General features: G+C 73.1%; 13 protein-coding genes. 7 read left to right on the top strand and 6 right to left on the bottom strand.

Going from position 1 to position 15,397, the window contains the following annotated elements; translation table 11 throughout:
• Positions 1-5: 5 nt before the first annotated feature.
• The 3 genes from CR165_RS17835 to CR165_RS17825 all read right to left on the bottom strand — a co-directional run bounded on the left by CR165_RS17835 (position 6) and on the right by CR165_RS17825 (position 4,926).
• Positions 6-2,201, bottom strand: a complete 2,196-nt coding sequence (locus CR165_RS17835; protein ID WP_109518294.1) for an HWE histidine kinase domain-containing protein — start codon at positions 2,199-2,201, stop codon at positions 6-8.
• Positions 2,202-2,267: 66 nt separating this feature from the next.
• Positions 2,268-3,815: an MBOAT family O-acyltransferase gene (locus CR165_RS17830; protein WP_109518293.1), complete on the bottom strand. Its 1,548-nt coding sequence runs from the start codon at positions 3,813-3,815 to the stop codon at positions 2,268-2,270.
• Between the two features lie 7 nt (positions 3,816-3,822).
• Complete coding sequence (locus CR165_RS17825; RefSeq protein WP_109518292.1) at positions 3,823-4,926, bottom strand: hypothetical protein; 1,104 nt, start codon at positions 4,924-4,926, stop codon at positions 3,823-3,825.
• A 770-nt stretch (positions 4,927-5,696) separates the two neighbouring features.
• Here CR165_RS17825 and CR165_RS26040 point away from each other — a divergent pair.
• Both CR165_RS26040 and CR165_RS17815 read left to right on the top strand, forming a co-directional pair.
• Complete coding sequence (locus tag CR165_RS26040; RefSeq protein ID WP_109518291.1) at positions 5,697-7,058, top strand: SH3 domain-containing protein; 1,362 nt, start codon at positions 5,697-5,699, stop codon at positions 7,056-7,058.
• A gap of 344 nt (positions 7,059-7,402) precedes the next feature.
• Positions 7,403-7,648, top strand: a complete 246-nt coding sequence (locus tag CR165_RS17815) for a hypothetical protein (RefSeq protein ID WP_109518290.1) — start codon at positions 7,403-7,405, stop codon at positions 7,646-7,648.
• Positions 7,649-7,695: 47 nt separating this feature from the next.
• On the opposite strand, the gene CR165_RS17810 is transcribed toward CR165_RS17815, so the two are convergent.
• Complete coding sequence (locus tag CR165_RS17810; RefSeq protein ID WP_109518289.1) at positions 7,696-8,112, bottom strand: hypothetical protein; 417 nt, start codon at positions 8,110-8,112, stop codon at positions 7,696-7,698.
• A gap of 3 nt (positions 8,113-8,115) precedes the next feature.
• Positions 8,116-8,823, bottom strand: a complete 708-nt coding sequence (locus tag CR165_RS17805; RefSeq protein ID WP_109518288.1) for an RraA family protein — start codon at positions 8,821-8,823, stop codon at positions 8,116-8,118.
• A 172-nt stretch (positions 8,824-8,995) separates the two neighbouring features.
• Between CR165_RS17805 and CR165_RS17800 the strand changes: the two genes are divergently transcribed.
• The 3 genes from CR165_RS17800 to CR165_RS17790 all read left to right on the top strand — a co-directional run bounded on the left by CR165_RS17800 (position 8,996) and on the right by CR165_RS17790 (position 12,946).
• Positions 8,996-10,663, top strand: a complete 1,668-nt coding sequence (locus CR165_RS17800; RefSeq protein ID WP_109518287.1) for a methyl-accepting chemotaxis protein — start codon at positions 8,996-8,998, stop codon at positions 10,661-10,663.
• The gene (locus tag CR165_RS17795; RefSeq protein ID WP_109518286.1) at positions 10,660-11,841 is read left to right on the top strand and encodes a PP2C family protein-serine/threonine phosphatase; all 1,182 of its coding nucleotides are present in this window, start codon (positions 10,660-10,662) and stop codon (positions 11,839-11,841) included. The genes CR165_RS17800 and CR165_RS17795 overlap by 4 nt, the downstream gene beginning before the upstream one ends.
• Positions 11,842-11,911: 70 nt before the next feature.
• Positions 11,912-12,946: an amino acid ABC transporter substrate-binding protein gene (locus CR165_RS17790; RefSeq protein WP_109518285.1), complete on the top strand. Its 1,035-nt coding sequence runs from the start codon at positions 11,912-11,914 to the stop codon at positions 12,944-12,946.
• 28 nt (positions 12,947-12,974) lie between these two features.
• Here the strand turns inward: CR165_RS17790 and bla are convergent, their stop codons facing one another.
• Positions 12,975-13,871 (bottom strand): class A beta-lactamase, encoded by an 897-nt coding sequence (gene bla, locus CR165_RS17785; RefSeq protein ID WP_109518284.1) that lies wholly within the window; start codon positions 13,869-13,871, stop codon positions 12,975-12,977.
• Positions 13,872-13,976: 105 nt separating this feature from the next.
• Here bla and CR165_RS17780 point away from each other — a divergent pair, with 105 nt between their 5' ends.
• Positions 13,977-14,843 carry a LysR family transcriptional regulator gene (locus CR165_RS17780; RefSeq protein WP_109518283.1) on the top strand — a complete coding sequence of 289 codons (867 nt, stop codon included), beginning with the start codon at positions 13,977-13,979 and terminating at the stop codon, positions 14,841-14,843.
• 102 nt (positions 14,844-14,945) lie between these two features.
• A complete protein-coding gene (locus CR165_RS17775; RefSeq protein ID WP_109518282.1) occupies positions 14,946-15,389 on the top strand; it encodes a cupin domain-containing protein in 444 nt (147 codons plus the stop codon).
• Positions 15,390-15,397 lie beyond the last annotated feature (8 nt).

Here is a 15,397-nt window from a genome sequence, read left to right as displayed (position 1 = left end):
CCCGCTCAGGCGGAGGCCGCCCTCTCCTGCGAGACGATGCGGGCCAGCGGCAGCCAGGCGGAGAGCAGCAGCCCCTCCTCCCGCCATTCGAACTGGTAGCGGCCGCTGAGCTGGTTGCCCAGCGTCGCCTCGATCATCCGCAGGCCGAAGCCGGAGCGGGGCTCCTCCGGCCCGGCGGCGGGGCCGCCCTGCTCCTGCCAGCGCAGGCGCAGCATGCCCTGCGCCGCATCGGCCCGCCACTCCACCGTGATCCGCCCGCCGGGCTGCGAGAGCGCGCCGTGCTGCATGGCATTCGCCGTCAGCTCATGGATCATCAGGGAGATGGGCTGGGCGATCTCGGCCGCCAGCACCAGGCGCGGCCCGAGCAGGTCGATCCGCTCGGCCACCTTCGGGATGCCTCGGGCGGCGGCGCCGATCTCCTCCTCCAGCAGCGTGCCCAGCTCGATGCCCTTCCAGGCGGCCGCGGCCAGCCGGCTCTGGGCGCGGGCCAGCGCCGCCACCCGCCCCTCCAGCGACTGCACGAAGCCCGGCAGCGTGTCCGCCCGCGACAGGCGCAGCGTCGCCTGCACCACGGCCAGGGCGTTGCGGGCGCGGTGGTCCACCTCCTGCGCCAGGAGCCGCTGCCGCTCCGCCGCCGCGCGCATCTCGGTGACGTCCTCGAAGGTGCAGACGGCCAGGGCCGCGCCATCCCCGGCGGACCGCACCGGCGCGGCATTGACCGACAGCCAGATCGTGACACCGTCGCCCCGCCGGTAGGAGAGGCTGGCATGCTGCACCGGCCTGCCCTTCAGCACCGCCTGCGCCAGAGGGTAGTCCTCGGCCCGCAGCGGCGTCCCGTCCGGGTACTGCCCCCCCAGGCGCACATAGTCGGCCACGCTGTCCGCCACGACGATGGGATGACGCAGCATCTCGGTGGCGCAGGCATTCTGGAAGATCACCCGCCCCGAGGGCCGCTCGGCCAGGGCCACGCCTATTGGCATCTGCTCCAGCACCGCGCGCATCCGGGCCTCGCTGTCGCTCAGCTCCTGCTCGCGCTGGCGCAGCGAGCGGTGCAGCGCGCCCAGCGCCCCATGCAGCGCCGCCACCTCGGACAGGCGGCCGGGCGCGGGCAGCACGGCCTCGGGCTGCTCGCGCAGCCGCAGCGCCGCCTGGGACAGCCGCTCCAGCGGCCGGGCGATGCGCCCCGCCACCACCCAGCCCACCGCCGCCGCAAGCTGCGCCGCCAGGAAGCCGATGGCGAGCAGCCGCCAGCGCAGCGCCTCGGCCGGGGCGAAGGCATCCGTGGCCTCGTGCATGACGAGCACGGACCAGCCGAGGCTGCCCACATGGCGATGCCCGTCGAGCGGGGCGAAGCCGACGAGCCGCGCACCCTCCCTCCGCTCGATGACGTGGCTGCCCGGGCCCTTCTGCAATTGCTGCCGGATCTCCTCCGGCAGCAGCGGCGCCTGCCGCCGCCCGGGGCCGCGGGGGCCGATCACCACCCTGCCCTGCGAATCCAGCACCAGCGCCCGCACGCCGGGGTGCCGCTGCAACAGCGGCTGGATCACGCTGCGCTCGATTCCCTCCACCCAGTCGACCGAGAGATGCGCCGCCAGGACGCCTTTCAGCCTTCCCGCCTCATCCAGGATCGGAGTCGCCAGGTCCAGGACACGCGGCGGCTCATCGTCGGAGCGCTGCATGTAGGGCGCCATCAGCTGCGCCTCATGCACATCGCCCAGGAAGGTGCTGTGGCGGCCCTGCTGGAAGTAGACGCGCTGCGAGACGTCGAGCCCCTCCAGCAGCCCCCGGTCCGTCGCCAGGATCTGCCCGTCGGGCCCGATCTGCAGCAGGATGGCGTAGTAGGGGTAGGTCTCCTGCAGCCGCCGCAACAGGGCGCGCCGGGCCGGCAGGCCGTACCCCGGGTTCCGCAGCGTCTCGGAAACCGCCGCGATCTCGAGATCCCGCATGCGCTCGAACAGGCCACGGTCCAGCAGGTCCGCCACCCGCTCGGCGGCGGCGGCGAGTTCCGCGCCCGCATCCTGGCGGAGCTGGGCGTAGACCCCCTGCGAGGCCACCAGCGCGGTGGTGCCGGCCGCCAGCAGCCCGATCAGCCCGAAGGCCATCGCCAGCAGGCTGCGCAGGCCGATGGATCTCGGCCCTGCCGGGGCGGGGCTGGCAGGGTGCTCCTCCGCGCCGTGCCGTCCGTCTCGCCCTGCCTTCATCACGCCTCGATCCCGGTCCGGTTGCCGCCCTGGCCGGCGGACGGCCAGAACCGGGACCGCGCGCCTTCAGAACTGGAAGTAAACGAATTCCTTGACGTCCGCCATCAGTGCCAGGGCGAGGAGGAAGGCGCCGGCCGTGGCGCAGGCGGAGACCAGGCGCGGGCGGAAGTGCAGGCGCGGCCAGCGGCGCGGCTCGTCGATCTCGGCGGCGCGGCCGTCCACGATCTGCTGCGAGTTCGGCGCGAGGGCGATGATCAGCAGCGCCAGGCCCAGCATGCCGAGGCTGATGGCCCAGCTCAGCGTGGCCATGCCGCCGATCGCGCCGGCCAGCGCGCCGGGGCCGCGCAGGGCGGTGGCCAGCAGCAGCGCCGTCTCCGGCTGGGCGAAGCCGTTCAGCCCCGCCATGCCGCCCAGCACGGCCAGCGCCGAGCCGAGGCTGGGCGCGGCGAAAAACACCCAGGCCACCACCACCGCCAGCAGCGTCAGCACCCGGGCCGGGGCGGCGCCGAGTCCGAGGCTGCGGCCCTCGGCCCGGGCACGTGCCGCGGCGCCGCTCCAGGCATGGTTGACCAGCAGGTAGAAGCCGTGCAGCCCGCCCCAGATGACGAAGGTCCAGCCGGCGCCGTGCCACAGCCCGCCGAGCAGCATGGTGGCCATCAGGTTCATGTGCCGGCGGGAGGCGCCGCGGCGGTTGCCGCCGAGCGGGATGTAGACGTAGTCGCGCAGGAAGCGCGACAGGGTCATGTGCCAGCGGCGCCAGAAATCGATGATCGAGACGGCCTTGTAGGGGGAGTTGAAATTGTAGGGGAAGCGGATGCCGAACATCCGCGCCAGGCCGACCGCCATGTCCGAATAGGCGGAGAAATCGTAGTAGAGGCCGACCGAGAAGGCGGTGGCGGCGGTCCAGGACTCCACCAGGCCGGGCGCGGCCCCCTCCAGCGCCGCACCGGCGAAGACCGGCGTGGCCAGCGCCCCCACCGGGTCGGCGATCAGCAGCTTCTTCATCAGGCCGATGGCGAAGAAGGCCAGCCCCGCCGCTACCTCCGGCGCGCGGAAGCGGAAATTCTCCCGCTGCTGGAACTGCGGGATCAGCTCGTGGTGGTGGACGATCGGCCCGGCGATCAGGTGCGGGAAGAAGGAGACGAACAGCACGTAGTCGAGGAAGCTGTAGCGCTCCGCCCGGCCGCGCCCGCAATCGACCAGATAGGCGATCTGCAGGAAGGTGTAGAAGGAGATGGCCAGCGGCAGCACCACGCCGCCGACGGCGAACTCGATGCCGGTGAGGGCCGTGACGTTCTCGGCCACGAAGGTGGCGTATTTGTACCAGCCAAGCAGCGCGACATTGGCCGCGACGCCGCCCGCCACCAGCGCGCGCGCGCGCCCCGGCGCCCCTTCCCGCGCCGAGAGGATGGCGTTGCCCAGGGTGAAGTTGGCCAGCATGGAGAGCAGCAGCAGGCCGAGATAGAGCCAGCTCCACCAGCCGTAGAACACCAACGAGGCGGCAACGAGCCAGAGCCGCGCCGCCCGGGTGCTGTGCAGCCGGCCGAGCAGGAAGAAGCCCAGCATGGTGATGGGCAGGAAGGCCAGCACGAAGACATGCGAGTTGAACAGCATGGGTGCCTCAGCTCCCGGCCTGCGGCGCGCGGGCGCCCTGGTGGGGAGAAGCGGCCATGGCGCGCAGGATCAGCGCGGTGAAGGCGGTGTGGTGCGGATAGCGCAGGTGCACCGGGTCGGCGAAGTGCTCATCCGTCCAGCGCAGCCCGCGGCCATCGACCAGCAGCGTGTCGGGCTGGCGCAGCGTCTCGCGCATGCGGCGCATCCAGGTCTCGATCAGCCGGCCATCGGGGTCGAAGCTGTCGCGCCATTCCGGCATCACCGGCAGGGTGGCCAGAACCAGCCGCGCGCCGTGCGACGCCACCACTCGCTCCAGCTCGGCCAGGCCAGCGTAGCAGGCCTCGTCGAAGGCGGGGGCGGGGCGCCAGGAATGCGGGTTGCGCAGGATGCTGGAGCCCAGCCCGTCCTCCGCCACCGCCTCGGGGCTGAGCGGCGCGCCATCGACAGCGCCGGCGGCGGCGCGGACCAGGTAGAGCGGCCGGAAGCCGGTGACATAGGGCAGCCAGGACGGCACCAGGCCGGAGAGGTAGGCATCGCCCAGGGCGGTGTCGAAGAAGGCGGTGGCCTCGGCGGGGCAGGATTCGAAGTCGCGCGGCGCCAGCACCACCATCACCGTCCGCACCTGGGGCGCCCGGTCCAGCAGGAAGCCGGCCAGGAAGGCGGTCTGGTCGATGTGCAGATAGCAGGGCGCGGCGTTGTAGACGCGCTCATCCCCCAGTTGCCTGGCGATCAGCGGCATGTCGAGGTTGCGCCAGGTGGCGGAGGAGCCGAGGGCGAGCAGGACGCGGTCCTCCAGCGCCACGTCGCGCAGCGCGGCGAGCTTCTCGTCGATGCACCAGGTGGCGGTCAGCGGCGGGTCCGGCAGCCGGCCGATCCGGGCGAGAGCCATGTGCCCGCCGGCCAGCACGCCGGCCCCGGCCAGGATCAGCGCCAGGACCGTGAGCAGGAAGCGGCGCGCGGCGCGGCGCTCCGAGGGGTCCGTCCCCCCGTCCCGCGGGGGTGGGGGATGTGGCGCCGAGATGCCCGCGGCGGGTGCCGGCGAGGGCGCGGCGGTACGATGCGGCGAGGAATCGGGGGCACCCGTCGGGGCACGGGGGATCTCGTTCGACAATGCGGCCATTCCTCATCGCGCGCGGCCTGCGCAGGCAGGCCCCGTGGGGGAATTCAGGTCGGAAGAATCGGGAGTGCTGTCAGGCCGGATGGCCTGGCGGATGCCCTGGTCTGCGCGGCACGGCACATCGGACGCTTCCGGCCGGGCAGGAACTGCCCCGGAGACGCACGCGACGGCGGGCCTGGCACCACGGGCCAGTCCGGAAGATTATGGCGGCGTGATCGTCATGATCGCGCCGTGCGGGAAGCACGAACTCCTCATGACTTTTCCTTAACAGACACTCCACTTCCGGTTCAAACCCCGTGATGCCTCGCGGCGCCTCCACGGGTGTTCAGAAATACGAGAGCGTCTCAATATTTGGTCGTCCGTCGAATCTGCCGCATCATCGCTCAAGAAGAAAGAGGCGGAGGGCGAGGCAGAAAAACCAGCGAAAACCCTTTATTTTCATTGTCTTGTCAAACCCACAGGGAGGAATCCCGGGCGTCCCGCAAAACGCGCAAAGCCTCAACCAGAAAGGAAATTAAAATAATAACGCCCCCGTGAGGTTCTCGTTTGCCGGTCGAGAGGAGGTGCAGAGAACGTGCCTTATTCTACTTTACGTTTCCTCTTAATTGTGACCTTGCACACCCCAGTATCCTCGTTCTGTTCCCTCCTATTGACTTGACCGGCTCTCGCGCTGTGCGAGGTTCCACGGCATGTCACCCCGCCTCAACACTTCCCCCGAGAGGGCGGATCTCGCTCAGGGCGATCGGGCGCAGCCTTTCCTGCGCATGCCAGCCGGGCAAGGCCCGGCCCCCGGCCTGGCCCGGCCCGGCCCGGCGGCAGCACCTCCCCCGCCCAGCCCCTCCCCACGCCCCCTGGGCCGCACCCCGGCTCCGGCGAAGGAAACAGCGAGATCCGGAACCCCGGATGCGCCGGATGAGGCCCGGATCGCCCTGCTGCAGGATGCGCGCGCCTATCTGGAGCGGCCTGGCCTGCGTGAGGCCTTCCGGCAGTTCGTCCGCACCGCCGCCGACCTTGCCAAGGCCGGGCTGGTGTTCGAGGTCGTGACGCGGCCGGATGCCGGCGGCGGTGCCTTCCGGCATCTGCCCCGCCACCTGACCATCACCACGCGCCCTGAGCCTGGCCTCGGCGAGGATGAGAGCACCGTCCTGCTCATGGGCGTCGGCTTCTGGGAATTCCTGCCCGGCCGCTTCCAGGGCAGCGAGCGGGTGCTGGATGCCACGCGCCTGGCGATGGATGTCGGCTCCTTCCGCTTCGTCGAGAACACGCCCTCCGGCGATGCGGAGATCGTCGGGCATGAGGATGGCCGGCCGCTGGCCCAGTACCTGCGCATCGACATCAGCGGCGAAGGGCTGGAGAAATCCATCGCGGTGAGCAACACGGCGCTGGGCGGCGCCTTCGTGGCGGCATACCGGAACTATCTGGAGGTGCTGGCGGAGCGGCCCTACCGCAGCCTGCACCCGTATCGTCAGCTCAGCGCCCCCGCCACACCGCCGCCCCCGCCGCCGCGCAACCAGAGAGCGCGGATCGTGCGCCGTGCGGCGGGCCCGCTGGCGAGCGCCCCGGCGCTTCCGGCCGCAGGCTCCCCGGCGCGCGCCCGGCGCCAGGGCGGGCTGAAATGGGCCTGGCTCGGAGTCATCCCGGCCTTGGGTGGCGCCTGGCTGCTGGTGAATCTGCTGGTGGCGCCGCAGCAGCAGACGGCGGAAGCCCCGGCGCGGGTGGCCGAGACCCAGCGCGCCGCGCCCCCCGCCCCGGCTTCCGCGCCGCCGGCCGCCAGCGCGGCTCCATCGGCCGCCGCGCCACCCTCCGGCGCCGTGCCCGCGGCCCCGCTGGCGCTGGAGCCGGTGCCGACCATCGATCTGCCCCCACCCCTGCCGCTGCCGCCCCCGGCCGCCCCGGAACCGCCGGCGGCCACGGCTCCCGCGGCGCCAGCGCCCGCCATGGGCCGGGTTGCACGGGTGCGGATGGATGCGAATGTCCGCGCGGCACCCTCCGGATCGGCGCCGGTGGTGCGCACCGTGCAGACGGGCGCCGAGGTCCGGATCGCCGGCGAGGAATATGGCTGGCAGCACGTCTTCCTGCCGAACGGAACGGAGCTGGGCTGGATCTACGGCAATCTGCTCGACTGAAGCGGCACCGGCCGGGGCGAGCGACGGAGCGTGGCCCTGGCCGGGCGCGCTCCGGTCCGGCGGTGGGCGGCCCGGCGGCCTCGATCACAGAAAACGGTAGAAGAAGCCCCCGCAAGTACTGAGAAAACCACAGGGCCTCTCCCGACTCCGTGAATTCATTTTTTCCTTTCCAAGATGTGGCTACGCACAAAAATTTGGCCGCTCCTCGCGAAGACTTTCCCTTGTAAGAAAGCGTAACGCAATCGCATCAACATTAGGTGTTAAGCGTGAACGGAGCATGTGCGTTACCCGAAAGCGCGCATAGGATGAATTCGCATCCTTTCCCCCCCATAGGCGTCCCGAACATGATCGACATGGAGCATCCTCAGACTCTGGCGCATCTGCGCATCCAGGCAGCGCAGGCGCTGCTGTTGGACGCCCTGCAGGAGCGCCCCGCGCCCAGCCGGTCCACCATCCTCGAGGCGCTGATGGAAGTGGACGCGGCCGAGCGGCTGATGTCCCTCGGCTGCGCGCCGGTCGAGGAAGACATCGAGATGGACGAGGACAACGACGACAGCCGCCTGCTGCGCCTGGTGCAGCCGGCCGAGTAAGGGGCCGAGCAAGGGGAGGCCGAACCCCGCCCGCCCGCCGCTCCCACTCAGCGGCAGGCGGAAGGGTTCAGCCAGCCTGCCGCCGTGCCGGCCTCGTCCCGCACGGCGGCCGCGCCCCCGCAGAGGGGGCGCAGCGTGAAGCGCCGCTCTCCCTCGCCCGGCAGCGGCGGCGCCGCCCCCACCGGGCGGTCGCTCTCCACCCGCGCCGGCCGCCCCGCCGGGCCCAGCTCCGCCACGCATTCCCGCCGCTCGCCATCTGGCCGCTCCAGCCGCACCAGCGCCCTGCCATGGTTCATCGGCAGCGCCGCCGTTGCCGCGCTCCCGGGCGCCGCCTGCAGGCAGGCCACCAGGGCCGGCGCCATCTGCGGAAGGCGGGCGAAGCCGCCCTCCCCCTCCTGCGCCAGGGCGGGCATGGCGCCCGCGATCGACAGCACGACTCCAAGGCGGCGGAGGGCGGCGGGCATGGCTCAGTGGATCTCCTTCGATCGCGACAGCGCCTCCCGCAGCTTCGCCACGGAGAAGTCGCCGGATTTGCACAGGTCGAGGATCACCTTTTCCCGCCGTGCCCCCAGCTCGATGGCGGGCAGGATCTGGCGCACCGCCTCGTGCGGGATGACCACCGCGCCGTGCCGGTCGGCATGCACCACGGCATCATGCACGCAGGCCATGCCATGCACCGACACGTCCTGGCCATAGGCCACCATGTGGACATAGGCATGGCTCGGGTTCACCACCCCGCCGAGAATCTGGAACTCCGGCGCCAGCGCGTCGATGTCGCGGAAGGAGCCGTTGGTGACGCAGCCTTGCGCGCCCAGCGCCTTGTGCACGGCGGAATGCACCTCGCCCCAGAAGGCGCCGTAGCCCGGCGTGTCGTCCAGGTCCTGCAGCACCACGACGGTCGGCATCGCCGCCTCGGCGACGTATTCGTACCAGCCCGTGCGCACGGCGTGGTCCACCTCCGCCGGACGGCCGGAGGGGGCGGCGGCGCGAATCGTGCCGGTGCGCGCCAGGCCGCAGACCGGCCGCAGCGTCACATCGGCCGCCACCAGCGGCCGCACCGTGTAGCCGTGGCCGCGCCGCTGCGGCGCCACCAGCTCCAGCGCGTTGCAGATGGTGGGGGTGTCCCAGGCCCGCAGCGCCTCGAGATCGGCGGCGGTGAACGGGTATTCGGCCATGTGTTTCCTCCCCTGGCTCTGCGGGAAGCTTCGCCCCGTGCCGGCCCCGGGTCAAACCCGCGGCGGCCGAATTCCGGCCCGTGGCTTGGCGCCCCGGGGCCCGAGAGAGTAGCGTGGCGGGCGCACGCAACCCCGCCTCTCCATCCACCGCCTTTCCACCACCTGGAGCAGCATGGACGCCAGCCGGCCGGCCGCCACGCCACCCTTGTCAGCCGGCTCCGCGCCGCAACCCGCCGCTCCGCAGCCGCAATGGGCCGTGCGTGGCGGCGCGGCCGGGCCCGACCGCCTGTCGATCTGGTTCGGCCGCATTGGCGCGCGCGCCATGGTGATCGCCGCCCTGGTGCTGGCCGTCGTGCTGCTGCTCAGCGGCACCGCCCTGTTCACCAGCCGGCACCAGGCCGCCCTGATCGAGCAGATCGGCGTGCGTGACCGGCAGGCCGATGCGGCGGTGGACGCCCTCTCGCACGACGTGGCCGAGTTCTCCGCCCGCTTCGCCGGCGTGCTGGCCGGCATGCTGCGCCCCCGCGAGGCGGCGCCCCGCGTCGAGGAGGGCAGCGCGGCCGTCCTGCAAAGCTTCGCCCGCGTCGATGCGCTGCTGCGGCAGGAGCTGGACCCCGCCCTGCTGGGCGGCGGCCGCGACATGGCCGCCCGCCTGCCGGCGCTGGTGGCGCGCATCCGCGCCGCCCTGCTCGGCCCGTCCGGCGAGCCGCTCGGCCCGCTGCACGAGGAATGGCTGGACCACATGACGACCTATGGCCGCGTCGCCCAGGCCGCCCGCGCGCTGGTGCAGGAACGCGGGGCGCGCAGCGTGGAGGAGGCGCAGGCGCTGGCGGCGCAGGCCCGGCGCATCGTGCTGGCCGTGGCCATCGCCGGGCTGGCCGTCAGCTTGCTGGTGCTGGTGGTGCTGGTGCGGCTGATCGCCCGCCCCGTCACCCGCATCGCCGCCGCGATGGACGCGCTCTCGCACGGCCAGCTGGAGGCCGAGGTGCCCGAGACCGGCCGTGCCGACCAGCTCGGCGACATGGCCCGCGCCGTGCTGGTGTTCAAGGACAGCCTGCTGGCGACGCGGCGGCTGACCGAGCAGGCGGCGGAGAATGCGCGCCGCACCGCCATCGCCACCACCCAGGCCTCGGACGCCATCGGCCAGGTGAGCGACGGCGCGCTGACCCAGCTCACCGAGCTGCGCCAGGTGGGCGAGGCGCTCTCCCAGACGCGGGAGGCGATCGGCGAGGTGGCGCGCACCACCATCCTCTCCAACGACCGGGCGCAGGACGCGCAGGCGCTGCTCGCCGCCAACCTGGCCAAAGTGCGCAGCCTGATCGGGCTGGTGGACGCGGTGGGCGACGACACCGAGCGGGTGACGCGCATCGCCGCCACCATCGCCAAGATCGCGACGCAGACCAACATCCTGGCGATCAACGCCGCGATCGAGGCGGCGCGCGCCGGCGAGCATGGCCGCGGCCTCGCCGTGGTGGCCGAGGAGGTGCGGGCGCTGGCCGCCAGCACCGAGCAGATGGCGCAGGAGATCGCCGATGTCGTGCGCGTGGCCGGCCGGCGCACGCGCGAGGGCAGCGGCACCGCCGCCGCGGTGGGCGAGGACATGGACACGCTGGAGCGCTTCGTGGCGGAGAGCGCCCGCCTCTCCGGCGTCATCGCCGTGGCGATGGAGCAGCAGCAGGCGACGGTGGTCGAGATCAATGCCCGCGTCGACACGCTGGCGCGCATCGGCCAGTCCAACGCCACGGCGGCGGAGGAGATCACCGTGACCATGATCGACCTGGCGAAGCTCGCCTCGGAGACGCGCAGCGTGGTGGAGAGCATGGCGGGGCGCGGCGCATGAGCGGCGAGGCGGGAGGCGCCGCCGGCGTGGCGCTGCTGGTGGTCGATGACAGCCCGTTCAACCGGCTGATGCTGCAGCGCCGGCTGCAGGCGCTGGGCTACCTCAACGTCACCATGGCCGAGGACGGCACGCAGGGGCTCGCCGCCATCGCCGCGCAGCGCTTCGACGTGGTGCTGCTCGACCTCGAGATGCCCAATCTCGACGGCATCGGCGTGCTGGAGCGGCTGCATGCCGGGCGCGGGACGGCGCCGCCCGTCATCGTCATCTCGGCGCTGACCGAGATGGACAAGATCGTCCGCTGCATCGAGCTCGGCGCCGAGGATTTCCTGCCGAAATCCTTCGACCCGCCGCTGCTGCGCGCCCGCCTCGGCGCGGTGCTGGAGAAGAAGCGGCTGCGCGGCCTCGCCGAGCAGCGCCTGGCCCTGCTGGAGGCGGAGCTGGAGAGCGCCCGCGCCGCCCAGCTCTCCCTGGTGCCGCGCGACTTCGCCGCCATCGCGCCCCCCGGCCTCGACCTCTGGGCGGCGATGGTGCCGGCGCGGCAGGTGGGCGGCGACCTGTACGACGCCTTCCGCCTGCCCTCCGGCGCGCTGCTGGTGACGGTGGGCGACGTGGCCGGCAAGGGCGCGCCGGCCGGCCTGACCATGGCGCGCAGCCTCGGGCTGATCCGCGCCACCGCGCTGCTGCTCTCGGCCGGCGGCGCGCTGCCCGACCCCGCTGCCATCGTCGCCTGCGCCAATGACGACCTGGCGCGCGGCAATGAGGACCAGACCTTCGTCACCCTCGTGCTCGCCATCATCGACCCGGCCAGCGGCGCGGGCCGGCTGTGCCTGGCCGGGCACGAGCCGCCCTTCCATCTCTCCGCCGCCGGCGGCGTGGCGCCGCTGCCGGGGCTGACCCGGCAGCCCGCCCTGGGCGTGCTGGAGGGCTTCGCCTACGCCAGCGACGCGCTGGCCCTCGCCCCCGGCGAAGGGCTGCTGCTCTACACCGACGGCGTGACCGAGGCGGAGGATGGCGGGGGCGAATTCTTCGGCCGCGAGCGCCTGCACGGCCTGCTCGCCCCGCACGCCACGGCGCCGGCCCGGCAGGCGGTGGAGGCGGTGCTGCGGGCGGTGGAGGGCTTCGCCGCCGGGGCGCCGCAGGCGGACGACATCACCCTGCTCGGCCTGCGCAAGGCCTGAGGCGGCGCCGGCTTCACAGCCGGAGGAGCGCGGCCTAGCCTGCCCTTCTTTCCACGGAGAATGGCTGGTCATGACGCTGCGCAAGACGGCCCTGGCCCTGGCGGGCCTGTGTTTCGGGATGCTGGCGGCCGGTCCGGCGCCGGCGGCCGACCCGCCCACCGCTTCCCGCACGCTCGCCGGCATCCGCGCCCGCGGCAGCGTCGTCTGCGGCGTGCAGAACGACAATCCGCCCTTCTCCCTGCCCGACAGCCAGGGCCAGTGGCGCGGGATGGATGTCGATTCCTGCCGGGCGCTCGCCGCCGCCACGCTGGGCGATGCCGCGAAGGTCACCATCCGCCCCATCACCGGGCTGACGCGCTTCCCCTCGCTGCAGAGCGGCGAGGTGGACGTGCTGTTCGGCAGCACCACCTGGACGACGACGCGCGAGAGCGCGCTCGGCCTCATCTTCGCCGGCGCCAACTACTACAGCGGCCAGGGCTTCCTGGTGCATTCCAGGCTCGGCGTGAAGACGCTGAAGGAACTGGACGGCGCCTCGGTCTGCGTGCCGCCCGGCTCGACCACCGAGCTGATCATGCAGGACTGGGCGCGCAAGAACGGCGTCAGCTTCCAGCCCGTGGTGATCGACGACCCGAACCAGATCCAGTCCACCTTCCTCAGCGGCCGCTGCGACGCCTTCACCCGCGACCTGACCGGCCTCTCCGGCTTCCGCTCCCGCCAGGGCAAGCCGGAGGCGTACACGCTGCTGCCCGAGTTCATCTCGATGGAGCCGCTCGGCGCCTTCATCCGCAAGGGCGACGATGGCTGGCTGGACATCGTCCGCTGGACCCAGCTCGCCCTGGTGGCAGCGGAGCAGATGGGCGTCACCGCCGGCAATGCCGCGGATCAGGCGGCCTCGGCCAACCCCGACATCCGCCGCCTGCTGGGGGCGGAGGGCGAGGTCGGCCCCAGCATGGGGCTGGAGAAGGGCTGGGCGCTGGCCGCCATCCGCGCCGTCGGCAACTATGGCGAGATGTGGGAGCGCAATGTGCGGCCGATGGGGCTGGAGCGCGGCAACAACCGCCTGTGGGACCAGGGCGGGCTGATGTTCGCCCCGCCCCTGCGCTGAGGCCGGCGGGGGCGGCGCCCCCCGCCCTTCAGGCGGTGGCCCGCACCACCGCCTCCGCCACCGCCGCGATGGCGGCGTCCCGCGCCTCGGCCGGCGCGGTGGCGCCGGTGAGGTAGACCGTTACCAGGATCGGCGCCCGGCCGCCCGGCGGCAGCAGCAGGCCGACATCGTTGGCGGTGTTGCGCCCGCCGCTGCCGGTCTTCTCGGCGGCGCGCCAGCCCGCGGGCAGGCCGGCGCGCAGCCGCCTGTCGCCGGTTCGGTTGCCCAGCAGCCAGCCCATCAGCCGCTCGCGGGAGGCGGCGGAGAGCGCCTCGCCCAGCGTCAGCGCCCCGATCAGCCCCAGCATCGCCTCGGGGCTGGTGGTGTCGCGCGGGTCGCCGGGGGTGGCCTCGTTCAGCGCCGTCTCCCAGCGGTCCAGCCGCGTCACCGGGTCGCCGAGGTCGCGGGCGAAGGCGGTGAGGCCGGCCGGGCCGCCCAGCGTGCCGAGCACCAGGTTGCCGGCGGTGTTGTCGCTCAGCGTCACCGTCGCCGCGCAGAGCGCCTCCAGCGTCATGCCGGGGCCATCGGCCTGCGGCCTGGTCACCGGCGAGTAGGTGACGAGGTCGGCGCTGGAGAAGCGCAGCACGCGGTCCAGCCGCTCCTGCCCGGCATCGACGCGGCGCAGCACGGCGGCAGCGGCCAGCAGCTTGAAAGTGCTGGTCAGCGGGAAGCGCTCCGCCGCGCGGTGCCCGGCGCGCAGCCCGCCGGGGGCCGCCTCGCGCACCGCCACGCCGAGCCGCCCGCCGGTCTCCGCCTCGATCGCCCGCAGCCGCGCCTCCAGCGCCGCCTGCCGGCCTTCCGCCGCCGCCGCGCGCCAGGGCATGGCGCCCCACAGCGCGCCCGCGCCCAGCCCCGCCACCATCATCATCCGCCGCCCGATCGTCATTGGCCCGGCTCCTTTCGTTGCGGGCGCACAGTGGCGGCGCCATGCCCCCTCGACAAACGGGGAGTTCTGGGGCGAAACCCCAGGAAAACTAGGGCATGAAACGGCATGCGCACCCACCTCCCCCTCAACGCCCTGCGCGCCTTCGAGGCCTCGGCCCGGCATCTCAGCTTCACCAAGGCGGGGCTGGAGCTGCACGTCACCCAGGCGGCCATAAGCCATCAGGTGAAGAGCCTTGAGGAAAACTTGGGCATCGCCCTGTTCCGGCGCCTGCCGCGCGGCCTGGCCCTGACCGATGAGGGCGCCGCCCTACTGCCCGAGATCGCCGAGGGCTTCCGCCGCATCGCCCGCAGCCTCGACCGCTTCGAGGCCGGGCAGGTGCGGGAGGTGCTGACGGTGGGGGTGGTGGGCAGCTTCGCGGTGGGCTGGCTGCTGCCGCGGCTGGCGGCCTTCCGCGCCTCGCACCCCTTCATCGACCTGCGGCTGCTGGCCAACAACAACCGGGTGGACCTCGCCGGCGAGGGGCTGGACTGCGCCATACGCTTCGGCGACGGCGCCTGGCACGGCACCGAGGCCGTGCATCTCTTCGCCGCCCCCTTCTCGCCCGCCTGCGCCCCCGGCATCGCCGCGCGGCTGCGGCGGCCGGAGGATCTGGCGGGCGAGACGCTGCTGCGCTCCTACCGCGCCGATGAGTGGTCCCGCTGGTTCGCGGCGCAGGAGCTGCCCTGCCCGCCGGCACGCGGGCTGGTGGCGGACAGCTCGCTGGTGCTGGCCGAGGCGGCGGCGCAGGGCGCGGGGGTGGCGCTGCTGCCGCTGCGGCTCTTCGCGCGGGAGCTGCGGGAGGGGCGGCTGGCGCGGCCCTTCGCGGCCGAGGTGGCGCTCGGCGCCTACTGGCTCACCTGGCTGCGCTCCCGCCCGCCGGGGCCGGCGCTGCGGGCCTTCCAGTTCTGGCTGATGGAGCAGGCGGCGGGCTGACGCCCCAGGGACGGGGCCAGGGACGACACCGGGGGGGGACGCGGGCGGAGAAACGCTCTAGCCTGGGCTGCAAGGGCCGGATCACCGGCCCGGAGGAAACGCATGCGCCCTGCTTCGATTCGCGGCCTCTCCCTGGTGGCCGCCACCCTGCTGCCCGCCCTGGCCCTGTCGGCCTGCGCACAGGCGCCAGCCGACCCGCCGAAGCCGAAGGTGACGGAGATCTATCGCGGCAGCACCACCGCACTCGGCCAGAAGCTGCGCTTTCCGCGGCAGGATGGGACGCTGGTGGCCTCGATCTACGAGATCCCGCCCGGTGCCCGGCTGCCGGTGCACCGCCACCCGCAGCAGCGCCTCGCCTATGTGCTGGCGGGGCGGCTGCGCGTCGGCACGCCGGAGGGGCGCGGCTGGGAATATGGGCCGGGCGAGATCGTGGTGGAGATGCTCGACCACTGGCATTCCGGCGAGACCCTGGGCACCGAGGCGGTGCGCCTGCTGGTGATCGACCAGACGGAGGGCGACACCGCCAATGTCGAGCTGCACCCGTAGCGGGGCGG

Origin of the sequence: Teichococcus aestuarii (assembly GCF_003116135.1) — a bacterium.
Taxonomy (GTDB): Bacteria; Pseudomonadota; Alphaproteobacteria; order Acetobacterales; family Acetobacteraceae; genus Pseudoroseomonas; species Pseudoroseomonas aestuarii.
The sequence above is the reverse complement of the archived record's forward strand: the minus strand, read 5'-3'. Positions and strand labels throughout refer to the sequence as shown.

Bases quoted from the DNA above. Each gene is read 5' to 3' on its own strand.
- CR165_RS17810 (WP_109518289.1), bottom strand. From the start codon at position 8,112: ATGCCCGCCGCCCTCCGCCGCCTTGGAGTCGTGCTGTCGATCGCGGGC.
- CR165_RS17835 (WP_109518294.1), bottom strand. From the start codon at position 2,201: ATGAAGGCAGGGCGAGACGGACGGCACGGCGCGGAGGAGCACCCTGCC.
- CR165_RS17830 (WP_109518293.1), bottom strand. From the start codon at position 3,815: ATGCTGTTCAACTCGCATGTCTTCGTGCTGGCCTTCCTGCCCATCACC.
- CR165_RS17815 (WP_109518290.1), top strand. From the start codon at position 7,403: ATGATCGACATGGAGCATCCTCAGACTCTGGCGCATCTGCGCATCCAG.
- CR165_RS17780 (WP_109518283.1), top strand. From the start codon at position 13,977: ATGCGCACCCACCTCCCCCTCAACGCCCTGCGCGCCTTCGAGGCCTCG.
- CR165_RS17805 (WP_109518288.1), bottom strand. From the start codon at position 8,823: ATGGCCGAATACCCGTTCACCGCCGCCGATCTCGAGGCGCTGCGGGCC.
- CR165_RS17800 (WP_109518287.1), top strand. From the start codon at position 8,996: ATGGACGCCAGCCGGCCGGCCGCCACGCCACCCTTGTCAGCCGGCTCC.
- CR165_RS17790 (WP_109518285.1), top strand. From the start codon at position 11,912: ATGACGCTGCGCAAGACGGCCCTGGCCCTGGCGGGCCTGTGTTTCGGG.
- CR165_RS17795 (WP_109518286.1), top strand. From the start codon at position 10,660: ATGAGCGGCGAGGCGGGAGGCGCCGCCGGCGTGGCGCTGCTGGTGGTC.
- bla (WP_109518284.1), bottom strand. From the start codon at position 13,871: ATGACGATCGGGCGGCGGATGATGATGGTGGCGGGGCTGGGCGCGGGC.
- CR165_RS17775 (WP_109518282.1), top strand. From the start codon at position 14,946: ATGCGCCCTGCTTCGATTCGCGGCCTCTCCCTGGTGGCCGCCACCCTG.
- CR165_RS26040 (WP_109518291.1), top strand. From the start codon at position 5,697: ATGCCAGCCGGGCAAGGCCCGGCCCCCGGCCTGGCCCGGCCCGGCCCG.